15 protein-coding genes are annotated in these 15,004 nt (G+C 64.4%); 8 read left to right on the top strand and 7 right to left on the bottom strand.

Annotated features, from left to right (window positions below):
- Nucleotides 1-5: 5 nt before the first annotated feature.
- The gene (locus ACF8SD_RS22890) at nucleotides 6-269 is read left to right on the top strand and encodes a DUF3613 domain-containing protein (RefSeq protein WP_009685010.1); all 264 of its coding nucleotides are present in this window, start codon (nucleotides 6-8) and stop codon (nucleotides 267-269) included.
- A 25-nt stretch (nucleotides 270-294) separates the two neighbouring features.
- Here ACF8SD_RS22890 and ACF8SD_RS22885 read toward each other — a convergent pair whose 3' ends face one another.
- Nucleotides 295-717: a prepilin peptidase gene (locus ACF8SD_RS22885; protein WP_009685009.1), complete on the bottom strand. Its 423-nt coding sequence runs from the start codon at nucleotides 715-717 to the stop codon at nucleotides 295-297.
- Between the two features lie 75 nt (nucleotides 718-792).
- Here ACF8SD_RS22885 and ACF8SD_RS22880 point away from each other — a divergent pair, with 75 nt between their 5' ends.
- Both ACF8SD_RS22880 and ACF8SD_RS22875 read left to right on the top strand, forming a co-directional pair.
- Complete coding sequence (locus ACF8SD_RS22880; RefSeq protein WP_173891031.1) at nucleotides 793-1,236, top strand: TadE/TadG family type IV pilus assembly protein; 444 nt, start codon at nucleotides 793-795, stop codon at nucleotides 1,234-1,236.
- Nucleotides 1,233-3,878 (top strand): ATP-binding protein, encoded by a 2,646-nt coding sequence (locus ACF8SD_RS22875; protein WP_392483620.1) that lies wholly within the window; start codon nucleotides 1,233-1,235, stop codon nucleotides 3,876-3,878. The genes ACF8SD_RS22880 and ACF8SD_RS22875 overlap by 4 nt, the downstream gene beginning before the upstream one ends.
- Here ACF8SD_RS22875 and ACF8SD_RS22870 read toward each other — a convergent pair.
- The gene (locus tag ACF8SD_RS22870) at nucleotides 3,863-5,815 is read right to left on the bottom strand and encodes a pilus assembly protein TadG-related protein (protein ID WP_392483619.1); all 1,953 of its coding nucleotides are present in this window, start codon (nucleotides 5,813-5,815) and stop codon (nucleotides 3,863-3,865) included. The genes ACF8SD_RS22875 and ACF8SD_RS22870 overlap by 16 nt on opposite strands.
- A gap of 141 nt (nucleotides 5,816-5,956) precedes the next feature.
- Between ACF8SD_RS22870 and ACF8SD_RS22865 the strand changes: the two genes are divergently transcribed.
- On the top strand, nucleotides 5,957-6,247 hold the full coding sequence (locus ACF8SD_RS22865) for a DUF3509 domain-containing protein (RefSeq protein WP_173891033.1): 291 nt from the start codon (nucleotides 5,957-5,959) through the stop codon (nucleotides 6,245-6,247).
- A 3-nt stretch (nucleotides 6,248-6,250) separates the two neighbouring features.
- Here the strand turns inward: ACF8SD_RS22865 and ACF8SD_RS22860 are convergent, their stop codons facing one another.
- Complete coding sequence (locus ACF8SD_RS22860; protein ID WP_009681701.1) at nucleotides 6,251-6,721, bottom strand: phosphate-starvation-inducible protein PsiE; 471 nt, start codon at nucleotides 6,719-6,721, stop codon at nucleotides 6,251-6,253.
- 587 nt (nucleotides 6,722-7,308) lie between these two features.
- Here ACF8SD_RS22860 and ACF8SD_RS22855 point away from each other — a divergent pair.
- Together ACF8SD_RS22855 and ACF8SD_RS22850 are read left to right on the top strand one after the other, a co-directional pair.
- On the top strand, nucleotides 7,309-7,572 hold the full coding sequence (locus ACF8SD_RS22855) for a DUF3077 domain-containing protein (protein WP_009681699.1): 264 nt from the start codon (nucleotides 7,309-7,311) through the stop codon (nucleotides 7,570-7,572).
- Between the two features lie 406 nt (nucleotides 7,573-7,978).
- The gene (locus ACF8SD_RS22850) at nucleotides 7,979-8,242 is read left to right on the top strand and encodes a YebG family protein (RefSeq protein WP_029886905.1); all 264 of its coding nucleotides are present in this window, start codon (nucleotides 7,979-7,981) and stop codon (nucleotides 8,240-8,242) included.
- Between the two features lie 174 nt (nucleotides 8,243-8,416).
- Here ACF8SD_RS22850 and ACF8SD_RS22845 read toward each other — a convergent pair whose 3' ends face one another.
- Nucleotides 8,417-9,436, bottom strand: coding sequence for a Glu/Leu/Phe/Val dehydrogenase (locus ACF8SD_RS22845; protein ID WP_173891034.1), 1,020 nt, complete (start codon nucleotides 9,434-9,436; stop codon nucleotides 8,417-8,419).
- A gap of 123 nt (nucleotides 9,437-9,559) precedes the next feature.
- Here ACF8SD_RS22845 and ACF8SD_RS22840 point away from each other — a divergent pair, with 123 nt between their 5' ends.
- Nucleotides 9,560-10,366 carry a SirB1 family protein gene (locus ACF8SD_RS22840; protein ID WP_173891035.1) on the top strand — a complete coding sequence of 269 codons (807 nt, stop codon included), beginning with the start codon at nucleotides 9,560-9,562 and terminating at the stop codon, nucleotides 10,364-10,366.
- Here ACF8SD_RS22840 and maiA read toward each other — a convergent pair.
- From maiA to hmgA, 3 genes are read right to left on the bottom strand one after another with little or no spacing between them, the layout of a single operon-like run.
- The gene (gene maiA, locus ACF8SD_RS22835; protein WP_173891036.1) at nucleotides 10,360-10,992 is read right to left on the bottom strand and encodes a maleylacetoacetate isomerase; all 633 of its coding nucleotides are present in this window, start codon (nucleotides 10,990-10,992) and stop codon (nucleotides 10,360-10,362) included. The genes ACF8SD_RS22840 and maiA overlap by 7 nt on opposite strands.
- Before the next feature lie 11 nt (nucleotides 10,993-11,003).
- Nucleotides 11,004-12,296, bottom strand: a complete 1,293-nt coding sequence (gene fahA / locus ACF8SD_RS22830; RefSeq protein WP_173891037.1) for a fumarylacetoacetase — start codon at nucleotides 12,294-12,296, stop codon at nucleotides 11,004-11,006.
- Between the two features lie 3 nt (nucleotides 12,297-12,299).
- The gene (gene hmgA, locus ACF8SD_RS22825) at nucleotides 12,300-13,601 is read right to left on the bottom strand and encodes a homogentisate 1,2-dioxygenase (RefSeq protein WP_173891038.1); all 1,302 of its coding nucleotides are present in this window, start codon (nucleotides 13,599-13,601) and stop codon (nucleotides 12,300-12,302) included.
- A 172-nt stretch (nucleotides 13,602-13,773) separates the two neighbouring features.
- Here hmgA and ACF8SD_RS22820 point away from each other — a divergent pair, with 172 nt between their 5' ends.
- Nucleotides 13,774-14,556: an IclR family transcriptional regulator gene (locus tag ACF8SD_RS22820; RefSeq protein WP_125855325.1), complete on the top strand. Its 783-nt coding sequence runs from the start codon at nucleotides 13,774-13,776 to the stop codon at nucleotides 14,554-14,556.
- Nucleotides 14,557-15,004: the final 448 nt, after the last annotated feature.

The following is a 15,004-nucleotide window of genomic DNA, read 5'->3' as shown; positions in this document are numbered from 1 at the left end:
TGAACATGATCAGGTACATGATGGTGCTGGCCTGCTGCATGGGTAGCGCGGCGCTGCACGCCGAGCAGTACCCGCGCCCGAGCCCTCAGGATGAAACGGCCACCGAGCGGCTGCTGCGCGTGCAGTCCAGCGGCGCACAGGCCTCGCGCCACCTGCAGGTACAAACGGCACGGGAACGCGACCAGTCCATGCAGCGCTGGCTGGATACCTACAAGTACGAGATCCCCGACTTCTACCGCTGGACCAAGATGACCGAGCGCAACAATTAGCGGGGGCTTGCCGTGCCGTCAACGCTCAGCCCAGGCAGGCCAGTGAGACGGCAAAGCCTGCCAGCAGACAGGGCGCGAACGGCCTTTTTTGCCGCGGCTGTCGCGCACCTCGGCGAACCAGTTGCCAGGCCACCAGCACCACCCCCGCAGCAATGAAAGTGACCAGCACGTGAGCAACGCTGCTGGCCAGCGCCAACGCACCGAGCAGCTTGACGTCACCGGCCCCGAACTGCCCCAGCGCGTAGCCCGGCAGCGTGAGCAGCAGCACGATGAACAACGCCAGCGCCGCATCACTGCCCTGGGCACCGAGCCAACTGCGCCCTGTGGCCAGCAACCAGGCCAGCGCAAGGGTTGCGGCACCCAGCGTCAGTACATTGGCTATCTGCCGTTCGCGGGCATCCTGCCCGGCGCACAACGCTAGCCAGACCAGCAATGCAAAGCTGTGCATGGGCAATTGGCCATCCCTGTTCGTCGATCGGTTCTATGCTGTTGTTCAGGACACATGGTCAGGGTAGACGCAATCATGAAAGCAGGCCCGGCAAAACGGCAGCACGGTGCAGCAGCCATCGAGTTCGCGGCGGTGTTCATGATCTTCTTCGCCGTGTTCTACGGCCTTGTCAGCTATTCCCTGCCCATGCTCATGCTGCAATCGTTCAACCAGGCCAGCGCCGAGGCGGTGCGCCGCTGCGTGGCACTGGACCCGGACAGCCCCAGCTACACCCGCGATGTGCAGAACCTGGCCCGCCAGGTCATCAGCCAGCAGTTGCAGTGGCTGCCGGCTGCCTTCGACTTCCAGCCGGCCAGCGACGCACAGGTTACCTTGGGCGCCGATAAGCTGCTGACAGTAGCCATCGATTATCCCAAGGCAAAACTCACCTATGTGCTGCCTATGCTGGTGCTGCCGTTGATTGGCGAGGTACCGCGCCTACCCGACCGGCTGCGTGCCGAAGCGAGCCTGCAACTGTGAACGGCCTGTTCGAGCGCTGGCTCGGCGGCCAGGCCCCGCTGCCGGTTGAACAGCACCCTCCAGCCACCGGGTTGCAATTGTGGCTGGATGATCAAGGCCACGTGCTGCGCCTGGCCGGGCCGCTGCGCACGCTGCTGCCGGCAAGCCCGCACCACGCCGCGCGGGTGCATGACTACCTGCAACGGCATAGCTGGCTGGTACTCGAAGGCGCCCCGGCGGACTGGCAGGGGCAGCCGCTGGACCTGGACTTCGTGACCGTGCACGGCACTGCTCTGCATACGCGCGGCTGGCTCCTGCGCCAGGCTGACGGGTGGCTGCTGCAGGTGTTCGATATCGGCGACCTGCTGGGTGAGCGCGAAAAACACGCCCATGACCTGGCGCAGCACCATCTGGCCTTGGCGCTTGGCCGCGCCATGCGTGACTGCGACGAACAGCACCTGCTGCCGACCACAACCGCTCAACTGCAACACCTGGCCGAGCACTGGCAGGCGGGGGCCCTGCGCCTGCTGCTGCCAGGTGACGGCGGCTGGTACAGCTACGCCAGCAGCGATGCCGTTTGGCCTTGGGCCGACGACGAGCGCCTGCGTGCCTGGCTGCATACGTTGCCAGCCGCCGCTCGGCAGCTGGCGGCCGAGCACCCGCTGCTGCAGTCGTCGGCTGCCGGCCTGCCGCTGGTCGCCCTGCCCTACCAGCACGGCCACTGTGTTCAGGCCTGGTTACTGTGTGCCGGGGCACCCAGGCCACCCACAACCCAAGCGCAGGCTACCCTGCTGCCCGCGCTGGTCGAACCGCTGCTCAGCCGCCTGCGCCAGCTGCAGCTGCAGCAGCGCGCCTGCCACCTGGATGAACTGCAACAGCAACTGGGCGCTGGCTGGTGGTCATGGCCCTTGCAGGGGCCACTGGCATTCGACCCGGCCCTGGCATCACGCCTGGGGCTGCCGCGCGATGCCACCTGCGAACAATGGTTCGGCCGATTGCACCCGGCCGACCGCGAAGCTGCACGCATGGCGCTGGCGCAACTGCGCGACGGCATCGCCTTGAACCTGAACCTGCGCCTGTTGCCCGCCGACGACCTGGCAGCCCCACGCTGGCTGCAGTGGGTCGGCCAGCTGCGCGGCCGCCAGGTTCAGGGCTTCGTGCTCGATATCAGCGCCTTGAAAGCCCAGGAGCTACAGGCCGGGGCGGCCCGCGCCCGGCTGGAAAACCTGATCGCCAGCTCGCCAGCGGTGATCTATATCCAGCGCTACGCCGACGGGGCGCTGCACAGTGACTTTTTCAGCGCCAGCCTGGCCCCGCTACTGGGCTGGCCCAAAGACGGTGAATTGGCCCAACAGCCCGGCCAGGCGGTGCACCCGGACGACCGTACGCTATGGCTGGAACGTACGCGCACGCTACTGCGCGACGGCCAGGTTCGCAGCCGCTACCGCTTGCGTGATGAGCGCGGCGGCTATCACTGGATACTGGACGAGGCCCGCCTGCTACGTGACGACCTGGGGCAACCGGTCGAGGTCGTGGGGCTGTGGCTGGATGTAAGCGAAGCCACCGAGGCTGCCGAACGGGTGCGCCAGAGCGAGGAGCGCTACCGGGCGCTGGTGGAAGACTCGCCCGCGCTGATCTGCCGGTACACGCCTGCGCTGCAATTGCTGTTCGGCAATCGGCCGCTGGCCGAGCTGCTGGAGTGCCCGCCACAGCAACTCGGCGAAATGAACCTGGGCCAGTGGATGAGCGATAGCCAACGCACGGCCTTCGTGCAGCGCCTCGCCACGCTGAGCCCGCAGCAGCCGTTGAGCAGTACCGAGGTCTGCCTGCAATTACCGGGGCGCCGCAACGCCTGGTGGGTGTGGGCCGAGCGCGGCCTGTTCGATGAGCACGGGCAACTGGTGGAGATCCAGGCAGTTGCCCGCGACAACACGGCAGTGCGCCATAGCCAGCAGCAACTGCTGCACGCAGCCAAGATGGCCACCTTGGGCGAACTGGCAACGGGGCTGGTGCATGAGATCAACCAGCCGTTGACCACCATGCGCCTGGCGGTGGTCAACGGGCTAAAACGCCTGGAAAGCGGTGCCGCCGATGTTCCGTACCTCACAGGCAAGCTGCAGCGCATCGACAACCAGCTGGAGCGCGCCATTCGCCTGGTCGAGCATCTGCGCACCCATGGGCGGCGGTCCGAGGTCGAACAGCAGGTGTTCGCCGCCTGGGTGGCGGTGCTCGGTGCGCAGGGGCTGCTGGCCGAGGGTTTGTGCGGCAAAGGCGTAACGCTGGCCATCGAGGCACCCGAGCGGTGCCCGCAGGTGCTTGGCCATCAGGACCAGCTTGAGCAGGTGCTGATCAACCTGGTGGTCAATGCGCGGGACGCTTTGCTGGAACGGCGTGTTGCCCACCCACACATCCGCGTAGGCCAGCGCATCGAGCACGGGCAGTTGTGCCTGCTGGTGGAAGATAACGCCGGCGGTATCGACACGCGCCTGCTCGAGCGCATTTTCGAGCCGTTCTTCACCACCAAGCCAGCAGGGGTCGGCACCGGGCTCGGTTTGTCGGTGAGCCACGGCATCGTCGATGCCATGGGCGGCAGGCTGGCGGTGCACAACCGCAACGAAGGCGCCTGCTTCGAAGTGTGGTTGCCGATCTACAAAGCCAACTGAGCGCGGTTGGCACAGGTAAGGTTGGCGCCGACCTCGGCGTTGACCAGGTCGATGCCAAGGGCCTTGAGCAGCACGTTGAGCAGCGGGTCGAGCAATGGGCTGAGCAGGTTCCTGATCAAGGGCTCGACGATACCTTTGACCGTGCCGAGCACGTTGCCAACCAGCACCAGCACATCGCCAAGGCCGCTGTTCACGGTGGGTTTGTAGGCTTCCAGCTGTATGCCCTGCAAGGTCTCGGCCAGGCTGCCGACGACCGTGCTGTTGGCGGTTTGCATGCTCTGGTAGGCAGGGCTGAGGCCGATGTTGGGCGGCACGCTGTCGGGCGCCTGGAACACCAGTGGGCGCTCGACGGCCCCGCTGCCCAAAACCTTGCTGTTGACCCGCACGCCCAGCCCGCCAGCGGCGAAAGGAACACGCGCCTGGCAAGTGCCAATGCCCAGCAACTGGGTACACCGCTTGGTGCCGATGTCCACCAACGGCAATGCTTTGACCACCGTGGTGCCGCTGATGAAGAACGCATTGCTGGACTCGAAACGCCCCACCGCAACCTTGGCCGCCGAGCTTTGCGCCTGCGTGACAAGGCGCTTGGGTGAACAACTGAAGGTGCCTGGCGCTTGCGGGTCGAGGCGCGTGGTCGCTTCCGCCACCTCAAGGCCGATATCCAGCGACAGCTTGTCCGGGACCAGGATGATATCGGTGACAGTGCACGGCACGCCGACCAGGCACAGTACCGATTGCAAGGTACTGGCGAGGTTCAGGCTCAGCAGGTTATTGAGCACATTGGTGATCGGCCCGAGCAGGTCGAGTACCGCGTTGAGCAAGCCGAACACCGAGTCGAGCAGCGGCAGGTCGAGCGAAATCATCGCCCGCACCTGCGCGGTATGTACCCGCAATTCATCGGTGCGCGGGTCACCCACCGCAGAAATCTGCTGCGGCTCGATCACTTTCAGGCGGACCCGGCCATTGACCAGCCCCAGCACGCTGACCGGCAAGTCCACCGTTGCCGCACTTTCACTGACCGCCAGCTGGATAACGCCCTGCACCAGTTGCAGCAACTGGATGCTGGCATCCAGCCCGGCCTGCGTGGTGCCGTTCTGGATGTCGAGCAAATCGCCCAGCTGCAGCAAGGTGCTGTTGCTGGCGCCCAGTGCCAGCTTGCCCAGGTTGGTCACGACGTTGGCGGCCGCGCCGCTCTGCTGCAGTACTTTCACCGCCGCCTGCAGCAGTTGCGTAGCGGTAGCATCGGCGCTGAGCAGTTGCCGATAGTCACCGGCCTTGAGGTTGAGGTCGATGGCCAGTTGGTCCAGGTAGCGCAGCACGTTGAGCTGGGTGCTGGCAATGCCTTGCCAACCGGCCACATCAAGCTGCACGTTACCGCCCAAGGCACCAAGCAGGGCATTGAGCAACACCGACTGTCGCGAATCGACGGTGGCCAGGGTGGTTCGGATACTCAGCATGGCCTGCGGTGGAACAGGCGACGAAGCTACCGCATGGGCGTGCAAGGTGGTGGTCAGCGGCACCCCTGTGCCCTGTGCCAGGCTATACACCCCCGCCGCGACGCTGGTGGGGACCGTGTTGCTCACATCCACCCGGATCGCCTCGGTGCGGTTGTTGTCCGTGGTGAAGGTGCGCAGGCTGTTGGCGCCGGTCTGCAAGTAGCCGCAGCTGGCCGCCAGCGGGTTGCCGGGCGCATGGCCGTTGCGGGTGGCGGCCGCCCGGGCGACCACGGTGGCCTGCGGCCCGCTGCCGGTGCAAACGGCATACTGGCCGGCCGCCTCCAGCGCGGCCATGTCGGCAATGCGTTGCAGCTTGCGCTGCTCCAGGTACAACCGGCCGCTGTCGATCACCAGCAGCATGAACAACAGCGCCAGGCCCAGCGTAACCACGGCCATGAGGCCGATTGCGCCACGCTGGCGGGCAGCGGATGAGGGAAGCACGGGCACTCCTTTGCCGGCCATTGGCCATGCGTCGCGGCTGCGATGCAAGGAGTGTAGTTGCGCTAATGGCCAATTGCCCTACTTGAACGAACCGGGTGCGGGCCGGTCAATTTCTGCAGTCCATCTTTGCAGGCTTCAGGCATGAACAATCCATTCGAGCAGATCAGCGCCGCCTTCGCCCCCGAATACCGGGTCAACCTGAGCATTGCCAACCTTGACGGCAGCATCATGCTGACCCTTTCCGATGACGCTGGCGTGGTTGCCAAGCGCCTGATCACCCGAGCCCAGCGCAACGAACCGGTGCGCCTGCAGCGGGTGATCGACAGCATACGCCTGGGCTTGGCCATCGAGCTGGGCCAGAACCCCTTGCAGGTGCTGGCTGCGCTGACCCGCGACGCCCGTCACGAGCCCCGTGCGTTCTTGGCCAATTGAGGGCTACTTGCCCTCTTCCACCTGCTTGCCGTTGGCATCCAGCACCTTGGTCGAGGGGTAGCGATACGAGGCGTAGCGCACTACCAGGATCGAGAACGCCAGCAGCAGAATGCCCCCGCACAGGTACAGCAGCCCCTCATCCGGCGCCTTGTGGTGCGAAACATCGCCGATCAGCAGGCGGGTGAGCGCGGTGATTGCCACGTACAAGAGGAAGCGGATGGGCATATGGTTGGTCTTGAAGTAGATCCCGACCATGGCCCCCAGCTCCAGGTAGATGAACAGCAGCAGGATGTCATCGACGCTGATCCCGCCCTTGCCGAGCATGTCCAGGAAGGTGACCACCGCCGCATAGGCGGTGATGGCGCCGATGCCGAACAGGGCAAGGTAATGGAAGGCTTCGACGCACAGGTTGCCCAGCGAGTCGGCCGAGCCGTGCAGGCCCTTGCGCAGTTTTTCTGCCCATTTGATGTTCACGATGTTTCATTCCCCACTACGACTTTCAAGGATGATGCGCCACGGGTGTGACGTTTCTGCCATGCAGTTAAAGGGCCAGGCCCCTGCCATGGGAAGGCGGCCGATTGCCGCAAGGCACTTTGTGGCATGGCGCGCTGCAGAAAATGAAATGGCATTGCGCCAGCGAAAAATCAGATTTAAGCCCTTCCTTGTAGGGCATTTCCCAAAGATACTCTTGCCGTTTGTTTTCCGTTGCGGCCGTTTTGGCAGCGCTCTAATGTCGGTGGGTCGCTGCATATCAGCGATCGGCTTTGACAGGCCGCGACGAGATACTTCGCATAGCTTGGTCCATTATGGTGGCTGTGCATGGGGCACGTTCGCGTGCGCCGGTTCTGGTATCCGCCGGTCTGTCAACCTATGCACAGCTGCCACCTACGTGTTTGACAGCAAGTGGGGAGCGGCCCAAGAAATGGATACCAAAGCATGCTGAAACTTATCCCCGACCCACCCCATCCTCTCGAAGAAACCCTTCGCGCAGCAACTGTGGAAGCTGGCTTGCCAGCGATGCGGCCAGACCAGGCATCAAAGGCACATCAGGGGACTGACCAATGACCACAGAAGACACCCAGTTCACCGTCGGCAAGACCACTTTCTACCAGGGCGAAAACGGCACCCACCCGCTATTCCGCATCGAGCCCGGTATCCCGTGCAGGGATGCCCGCGAACAGTCTTCGGAGTTGATGGGGTATGTGCGCGAATTGACCATCACCGGGTTGATGGATGGGAAGCCGATGATGATATGGGCTGCGCATTACTTGAGTGCGATGGCCAAGGCGCTGATGGATGATGCCGAGCTGGGGATGAAGCAGTGAGGGTTTGGCTCTAGGTTGCAGGAGGGCTGGCAGGGGTTCGCCGCAGCATTTTCAGCGCCTGGGAGATCGGGCGCCGCCCGCGCGGCGCTTCGCGGGTAAACCCGCTCCTACGCTTGTTTCGGGCCAGTATTGCCTGTGCCGGACGCGCGCGACCGCCTTGTCTGCACGACGCGATATCGTGGGGGCGCCAGGGCGTTCGCGCGCAAATCCCACAGGCATAACTGGCCCGAAACAGTCGCGATGCGCCGCGCGGGCGGCGCTCGATCTCACAGGCGATAAAGATGTTGTGCCGGACGCCCCCGCAAAACACCCCACTACAATTTCTGCTTGCGAACCAACCAACATTGCCATTACTGTATATAGATACAGTAAATTGCAAACCAGCAAAAAGGCACAGAGGTGATGAATGGCCGTCGAAGTGGTGTACCGCAGCAGCCGCGACCCGGAGCGCTTGTTCATGGATAAGGCAGAAGCCGACCGTCACGACAAAATGCTCGAACTGGCAGAGCGCCTGGCTGAAGTGCTGCACAAGGCAGTGCCTTCGCTGACCGAGCAGCAGGTTGAAGAAGCCGGTATCTACATGGCCAAGAACCGCGATGTGTTCGCCCGGGCGTTCAAAAGCCAGCCGGATGCGTTGGCCGAGTTGCTCGACGGGCAACCAGCCGAGTGATTACCTGCACCGGCCTCATCGCTGGCAAGCCAGCTCCCACAGGTACCGCAAATCTTGAAGGTTGTGAGAAATCTGTGGGGACTTCCACAGGTACGCAAAAGTCTTGAAGGTTATGGGATATCTGTGGGAGCTGGCTTGCCAGCGATGAGGCCGGTGCATACCACATAAACCCCGTCAGCCATACAACAACCGCTCCGCCAACATCTGCGCCACCCGCGCCGGCGAGCGCTTCTCCGCTTGGGCATGGCCGAACACTTCGGTCAGCCGCGATGGTATGCGTGCCAGGTGCGAGGTAATGGTGCCCAGATCCTCGCCACGGTGGGTGAGCGCCACGTAAATCAAGCCACCGGCATTGATCACGTAATCGGGCGCATACAGTATCCCGCGGGTCTCCAGCTGGTCAGCCACCTGCAAGGTAGTCAGCTGGTTGTTCGCCGCCCCCGCCACTGCCGCGCAGCGCAGTTGCATCACGCTCTGCCCGTTCAGCACCGGCCCCACACCGCACGGGGCAAAGATGTCGCAGGGGGTGCTGATCAACGCATCATGGGTAACCGGGTGGGCATCGAGCTGCTCCACAGCCAGCCGTACCCGCCCTGTGTCCAGGTCGCTCACCAACAGTTCCGCCCCCGCCGCATGCAGTTGTTCGGCCAGGGCGTAGCCAACATTACCCAGCCCTTGCACCGCTACGCGCAGGCCTTCGAGGTTGTAGCTGCCCAAGCGGGCATAGGACGTGGCGCGGATGCCGGCGAATACCCCCATCGCCGCATGCGGTGAGGGATCGCCCGAGGCCGTGGTACTGGTCACATGCGGCGTGCTCTGGGCAATGCAGTCCATGTCCAGGGTCGAGGTGCCACTGTCTACGGCAATGATGAAACGCCCTTGCAAGGTATCGACGAAGCGGCCGAAGGCCTCGAACAAAGCTGCGCGGTTTTCCACATGCGGGTTGCGCAAGATCACCGCCTTGCCGCCCCCCAAAGGCAAGCCCGCCAATGCCGCTTTGTAGCTCATGCCCTGGGCCAGGCGGATGGCGTCGGCCATGGCGCTTTCGTCATCGGCGTACGGCAGGTAGCGGCAGCCACCCAGCGCCGGCCCCAACTGCTGGCTGTGGATCGCCACCACCGCTTTCAGGCCCGTGGGCGGGTCGGTGAACAAGTGCAATGACTGGGTACGGGTGCTTTGCATCAGCGCGAACATCGACATGCTCCCCAACAGGTGCTGCACCCAGTATAAGCCCGGCCTCATGTTCGCAGCCGCCGCCAGACCACTGGACGAAACCCGGCACCGCAGCTAATACTCAAGCGAGTGTGGAGAAGCCCCATGAACCCACGTCAAGCCTGCCTGGCCTGCCTGGAACGCGAGCCCGTCGCCCTGCTGGAAGCTGCATTGTGGGTTGCCGCCGAGCACGACCGTAACGTCGCGCCTGCCGCCAGCCTTGCCATCGTGCACGACCTGCAGCACGCAATCAGTGCCCACCTGCCCATGCTACCGTTGAGTGAACTGGCACAGCCTCTGCTGCGCCAACTCAATGCACTGGGGTTTGTGCAAGACGAATACCTGCCGTTGCGGCCACATGCCGCCATGCTGGACAAGGTGCTGCAACGCCGCCGAGGCCAACCGCTGGCCCTGGCCATCCTCGCCCTCGAGCTGGCCAGGCGTTTGTGCATACCGCTGGAGGGCGTGGGTTTTCCCGGGCACTTCCTGTTGCGCGTGCCGGGTGCCGACCACCTGCTCGACCCCTGTGGCGGCAGGCGCCTGTACCCTAGCGACTGTCGCGATCTGCTGGCACGCCAGTTTGGCCCCGACCTGCCGCTGACGGCAGAGCATCTGCGCACCGCCAGCGCGCAGCAGATGTTGCAACGCCTGTCGCGCAACCTGCGCCAACTGCATATCAGCAACGACAACCACCTGGCGGCGTTGATCGACGCCGAACGGGTCATGCAATTAGGGCCGGTGCAGGTCGCCGACTACATGACCCGCGCCTCGCTTTACCAACACCTGGACTGCCCCCAAGCCGAACGCTACGACCTGGAGCATGCCCTGCTGCTGACGGAAGACCCGGTCCAGCGCCTGGAGCTGTGCGAGCGGATCGGCAAGCTTCCGGCGGCAAACCGCTCACTTCACTGAGCCGGGGTGTCTGGCTGCCGGGCCGGGTGGGCCTGGGCGAATGCCGGGTGCGCGGCGGCCAGTGCGGCAACCCGTTGAATGCGCGGGTAGCCGCCAAGGTCGACAGCGAAGCGCTCAGCCGCGTACAACTGCGGAATCAGGTACACATCGGCCAGCCCCGGCGTATCGCCAAAACAGAACCCTTCATCGCCAATCAACTGTTCCACGGCCGCCAGCCCCTGGCTGATCCAGTGTGTAATCCAGGCGTTCACCTGGCCCTCGTCCTGACCGGCCTGGCGCAGCTGGTTCAGCACGCTGACATTGTGCAGCGGGTGAATGTCGCAACCAATGATCGCCGCCACACCGCGCACCTTGGCCCGCCGCTCGGCATCGGCCGGCAGCAGGGCGGGCTGTGGGTACACCTCTTCCAGGTACTCGATGATCGCCGGCGACTGCACCAGCACTTGACCGCCGTCACTGCGCAAGGCTGGCACGCGGCCCTGCAGGTTGACGGCCCTATAGCTGGCGCCACGCTGTTCACCTTGCAGCAGGTTCACCGGCAAGGCCTGGTAGGCCAGGCCCTTGAGTGCCAGCGCGATGCGCACCCGGTACGACGAGGTGGAACGGTAATAGGTGTACAGCTCCATGCCCTGCCCCCTCAGTTGGCCGCCACGACCGTGCCACGGCATTCGCCGAAGCCGATGCTGGCCACGCCGTCACGCTGGCAGCGGGCGCGCAGGATGATCTCGTCACCGTCTTCGAGGAACTTGCGCACCTCGCCACTGGCCAGCTCCACCGGCAGTTTGCCGCCTTCGGTGATTTCCAGCAGGCTGCCGTACGAGCCAGGGGTGGCACCGGAGAGGGTGCCCGAACCGAACAGGTCGCCCGGCTGCAACTGGCAGCCGTTGACGCTGTGGTGGGCAACCAGTTGGGCCACGGTCCAGTACATGCTGCGGGTGTTGCTCAAGGTCAGGCGGTGCGGGGCAAGGCCCTGCTCACGCATGCGCGCGGTCAGCAACAGCACTTCCAGCTCGATATCGAACGCGCCCGCAGCCTGGTCGCGCTCGTCCAGCAGGTACGGCAGCGGCTGCGGGTCGCCTTGCGGCCGGGCCGGCTGGGCGCAGCGGAACGGCGCCAGCGCCTCGGCGGTGACCACCCACGGCGAAATACTGGTAATGAAGCTTTTCGACAAGAACGGCCCCAGCGGCTGGTATTCCCAGGCCTGGATGTCGCGCGCCGACCAGTCGTTGAGCAGGCACAGGCCGGCCACGTGTTCGGCAGCATCACCTACCGCAATCGCTTCACCCATGGCGTTGCCCTGGCCGACCCAGATACCCAGTTCCAGTTCGTAGTCCAGGCGCGCACAGGGGCCAAAGCTTGGCTCGGTGTGCCCGGCCGGCAGGGTCTGGCCCCTTGGCCGGCGCACCTCGGTACCCGAGGGGCGGATGGTCGAGGCACGGCCGTGATAACCGATCGGCACGTACTTGTAGTTGGGCAGCAACGGGTTATCGGGGCGGAACAGCTTGCCGACGTTCTTGGCGTGCTCGATACCCACGTAGAAGTCGGTGTAGTCACCGATCTGCGCCGGTACGTGCAACTGGCAGTCGCCGGCGTTGAGCAGGGCCGGCTTCAGCGCCGCCTGGTGTTCGCTGTGTTCACCCAGCAATGCCTGCAAGCGTTCGCGCAGGGCTACCCGCGCGCTGCGCCCCAATGCGAAGAATGCGTTCAGTGCCCCACCCCGGGTCGCCTCGACGGCAGCCTTGGCTTCGCCGTCGAACAGGCCGGCGGCCAGCACCGCCTCCAGGTCGAGGATTGCGTCGCCAATGGCCACGCCACAGCGCCTGGCTTCACCTGGCCGGCTGAAGATGCCCATTGGCAGGTTCTGCAGCGGGAAGTCGCTGTGCCCGTTGGCGTGCTCGACCCAGCTACGGGCAATGGCAGTGTGGTTCATGGGTTATCTCCGGTTCGGGTTGAAGGTGCTCGGCAAGGTGGCCCAGCAACTATCGTAGTCGGCCTGCAATTGCGGGCATTGCAGCGCTTGCACGCTCGGGCGCAGCACCTGGCTGGTCTCGAACATGAACGCCATGGTGTTGTCGACCTTGTGCGGGGCCAACTCGGCGGCAATGGCTTTTTCGCAGGTTTCGGCATCGGGCCCATGGGCGCTCATCACTCCGTGCAACGACGCCCCACCCGGCAGGAAGCCCTCGGCCTTGGCATCGTAGGCACCCTGGATCAGGCCCATGAACTCGTTCATCAGGTTGCGGTGGAACCACGGTGGGCGGAAGGTGTTCTCGGCCACCATCCAGCGCGGCGGGAAGATCACGAAGTCCATGTTGGCCAGGCCATGCACGCTGGTCGGCGACGTCAGCACGGTGAAGATCGACGGGTCTGGGTGGTCGAAACTGACCGTACCCAACGTGTTGAAGCGGCGCAGGTCGTACTTGTAGGGCACGTTGCTGCCATGCCAGGCAACCACGTCCAGCGGCGAATGCTGCAGTTCGCAGGCCCAGTGTTCACCCAGAAACTTCTGCACCAGCTGCTGCGGGCCGGTGGTTTCCTCGTAGTGCGCCACCGGGGTGAGGAAATCCCGCGGGTTGGCCAGGCCATTGCTGCCGATCGGGCCCAGGTCCGGGAGGCGCAAGGGGGCGCCGTGGTTTTCGGCGATGTAGCCGCGAGCCTGGCCGTCGAGCAACTCGACACGGAACTTCATGCCACGCGGGATCACCGCAATCTCCAGCGGCTCGACCTGCAACACGCCCAGCTCGGTGGCAATGCGCAGGCGCCCCTGTTCCGGCACCAGCAACAGTTCGCCGTCGGCGTTGAAGAACACCCGCTCCATGGAGCGGTTTGCGCGGTAGATGTAGATACTTACGCCGCACGGTTTGTCTGCCGCGGCGTTGGCCACCATCGGCAGCCAACCTTCGATGAAGTCGGTGGGTTCGGCGGGAATCGGCTGGGGGCTCCAGCGCAGGCGATTGGGGTTGATGCCCCCCAGCGGGCCCTGCAGCGGTTGGCGCGCCAGGCGCTCGAAACGTGGGTGCAAGGCAGACGGGCGAATACGGTACAACCAAGTCCGCCGCAGCTCGCTGCGGGCCATGGTGAACGCGGTGCCGGACAGCAGTTCGGCGTACAGCCCGTAGGGCGCCTGCTGCGGCGAGTTCTGCCCGACCGGCAAGGCACCGGGCAGGGCTTCGCTGGCAAACTCGTTGCCGAAGCCGCTGAGGTAGTGAAGGTCGGGTGATGGATCGCGATTCATCGATGCCTCCGGGCTCTGGCCGAGCCGTTGCGGGCAGTTGGCTGCAGGCCCTGGGTGGGCGGCAGCGGGTCTGCATTGTTTTTATCGTAATCAGATTACGAATAACGTAATTTGCCCCGCGCATGGCGTCAAGCTATAAAGGCCCGACTGAAGAATCCGGAAGCAGCTGTCCATGGCCAAAGCCAGTACCACCGCCGACAACGGCAAGCAGAAAGTCCGCTCTGCGGAGGTCGGCACCGACATCCTCAAGGCCTTGGCTGAATTGTCCCCTTCCACCTCGTTGTCACGCCTGGCCGAGCATGTGCAGATGCCGGCGAGCAAAGTGCACCGCTACCTGCAGGCATTGATCGCCAGCGGGTTTGCCGAACAGGATGCTGCCACCAACCATTACGGCCTGGGGCGTGAGGCATTGCGGGTGGGGCTGGCGGCGCTGGGCAGCATCGATGTGCTGAAAATTGCTGCACTGCCCCTGTCGCAACTGCGCGACGAACTGAACGAAAGCTGCTTCATCGCCGTATGGGGTAACCAGGGCGCGACCGTGGTCAGCATCGAGCCCGCGGTGCGGGCGGTGACCGTGGTGACGCAGATCGGTTCGGTGCTGCCGCTGCTCAGCTCATCGACCGGGTTGGTGTTCGCTGCCTACCTGCCCGAGCGGGAAACGGTGGACCTGCGTGACCGTGAACTGGCCGCCCTGCAGCACTCTGCCGACGATTATCAAGCGCTACTGGCCGGCATACGCGAACGTGGCCTGCACCATGTACACGGCTTGTTGATGCCGGGCGTGGATGCATTGTCGGCTCCGGTATTCAATGCCATGGGGCAGGTTGCGGCGGTGATGACCGTGGTCGGGCCAACATCCATCTTCCATGCCGACGAGCATGGCCCGGCGGCACAGCGGTTGCTGGCGGCAACGCGGGAAACCAGCTGGCGAATGGGCTACTCGCCCGCGGCCTGAACAGCTGCGCAACTGTTGCCCGAAACGTAAAGGTGAATGTCACAGGCGGCTATTTTTCCTACGGGATCAAGCGCTTATTCTTTACTCACTGGCCGGCCTGAAGGGCTCTCCCCCCCCGCCTTTCAGGCCTGCGAGGTGCACTGACGTAGATTTTGAAGCTCCTTGATCTAACGTCTCGATTGGCCGCTGCGGCTTGCAGCGGCTTTTTTTTGCGCTGAATAATGACGCCCGCGGACACCGGCAAAGCCTCAAGGCCACGCGACACCTGTAGGAGCGGGTTCACCCGCGAATACGGTGGCGCCGGCAATGCACAATGCCTGGCAGAAACTGGCCCGCAGGCCCGGCCCTTTCGCGGGTAAACCCGCTCCTACAACGGGCGGGGGTGGCCGGCAGCCCTGCGGGGCCGGGCCGGCATCATTGATCGATGTAGGAACGGGTTCACCCGCGA

The organism is Pseudomonas sp. CJQ_9, from assembly GCF_043106615.1.
Classification (GTDB): domain Bacteria; phylum Pseudomonadota; class Gammaproteobacteria; order Pseudomonadales; family Pseudomonadaceae; genus Aquipseudomonas; species Aquipseudomonas juntendi.
This window is presented reverse-complemented; position numbering and strand designations above follow the sequence as displayed.

What these genes read in the sequence shown, in the direction of transcription:
- ACF8SD_RS22890 (WP_009685010.1), top strand. Translation starts at nt 6, where the DNA reads ATGATCAGGTACATGATGGTGCTGGCCTGCTGCATGGGTAGCGCGGCG.
- ACF8SD_RS22885 (WP_009685009.1), bottom strand. Translation starts at nt 717, where the DNA reads ATGCACAGCTTTGCATTGCTGGTCTGGCTAGCGTTGTGCGCCGGGCAG.
- ACF8SD_RS22880 (WP_173891031.1), top strand. Translation starts at nt 793, where the DNA reads ATGAAAGCAGGCCCGGCAAAACGGCAGCACGGTGCAGCAGCCATCGAG.
- ACF8SD_RS22865 (WP_173891033.1), top strand. Translation starts at nt 5,957, where the DNA reads ATGAACAATCCATTCGAGCAGATCAGCGCCGCCTTCGCCCCCGAATAC.
- ACF8SD_RS22855 (WP_009681699.1), top strand. Translation starts at nt 7,309, where the DNA reads ATGACCACAGAAGACACCCAGTTCACCGTCGGCAAGACCACTTTCTAC.
- ACF8SD_RS22850 (WP_029886905.1), top strand. Translation starts at nt 7,979, where the DNA reads ATGGCCGTCGAAGTGGTGTACCGCAGCAGCCGCGACCCGGAGCGCTTG.
- ACF8SD_RS22845 (WP_173891034.1), bottom strand. Translation starts at nt 9,436, where the DNA reads ATGTTCGCGCTGATGCAAAGCACCCGTACCCAGTCATTGCACTTGTTC.
- ACF8SD_RS22840 (WP_173891035.1), top strand. Translation starts at nt 9,560, where the DNA reads ATGAACCCACGTCAAGCCTGCCTGGCCTGCCTGGAACGCGAGCCCGTC.
- maiA (WP_173891036.1), bottom strand. Translation starts at nt 10,992, where the DNA reads ATGGAGCTGTACACCTATTACCGTTCCACCTCGTCGTACCGGGTGCGC.
- fahA (WP_173891037.1), bottom strand. Translation starts at nt 12,296, where the DNA reads ATGAACCACACTGCCATTGCCCGTAGCTGGGTCGAGCACGCCAACGGG.
- hmgA (WP_173891038.1), bottom strand. Translation starts at nt 13,601, where the DNA reads ATGAATCGCGATCCATCACCCGACCTTCACTACCTCAGCGGCTTCGGC.
- ACF8SD_RS22820 (WP_125855325.1), top strand. Translation starts at nt 13,774, where the DNA reads ATGGCCAAAGCCAGTACCACCGCCGACAACGGCAAGCAGAAAGTCCGC.